Origin of the sequence: Mesorhizobium sp. M0664 (genome assembly GCF_040320565.1) — a bacterium.
Lineage (GTDB): Bacteria > Pseudomonadota > Alphaproteobacteria > Rhizobiales > Rhizobiaceae > Mesorhizobium.
The window spans coordinates 1-675 of record NZ_JAMYPW010000123.1; the positions used below are offsets into that span (position 1 = coordinate 1).

2 protein-coding genes are annotated in these 675 nt (G+C 59.4%); one reads left to right on the forward strand and one right to left on the reverse strand.

The window, feature by feature from the left end; all coding sequences use genetic code 11:
* On the reverse strand, positions 1-362 hold a 362-nt coding region (locus tag NKI39_RS34245), incomplete at its 3' end, for an IS110 family transposase (RefSeq protein WP_352837590.1).
* 155 nt (positions 363-517) lie between these two features.
* On the opposite strand from NKI39_RS34245, the gene NKI39_RS34250 reads away from it, so the two are divergent.
* Positions 518-675 (forward strand): transposase (locus NKI39_RS34250; protein WP_502898657.1); only part of this gene is annotated, 158 nt, incomplete at its 3' end.

Genomic DNA, 675 nt, shown 5'->3' on the forward strand with positions numbered 1-675 from the left:
TGGCTCGTCAGCGTCTTGACATGCACCGGGCGGAACAGGTTGACGCGCATCATCTGTGCGATGCCGCGCGCATCATTGCGATCCGTCTTGTTCGGCCGCGCCTTGAGGAATGCCTTGGTGTGTCGGGTCTCGATGCAGATTGCCGGCAAACCGGCCTTGGCCAGGCCTTCGAACAGCCATTGCGACAACGGTCCGGCCTCGAGCCCGATCCGCTCGATGCGCAAGGCGGGACCTTTCAGAACCGCGGTGAGGTCGTCGGGGTGGCTGACCACCTTGACCTCGCGGCAGATCTTGCCAGTTTCATCGACAATGCAAACGGCGGTCTCTTTTACCGAGATATCCAATCCGGCATAATGCTTCATGCTGCGTTTCCTTTCCTGATGCTTGTGGCTGTAGCTGCAGACCACGTTCTATCATCAGCTCGGAGCGCAGCACCTCCGTCCATCACCGTCGAAGATGGGGCTCAAGCCGAATATCCCATCTGATTCAATCTTCGTCGTAAGAGGAGATTGAGTCGATGATGGGCGAGCAAAGTGTGATGCAGGAGGAGCTGTTCTACGGCTTCAGCCTGGAGCGGCATGTGCCGGCGGATCACCTGCTCAGAGCGATCGACCACTTCGTCGACCTGTCCGCCATCCGCCAGCATCTGGCGCCCTTCTACAGCCCGATCGGCCG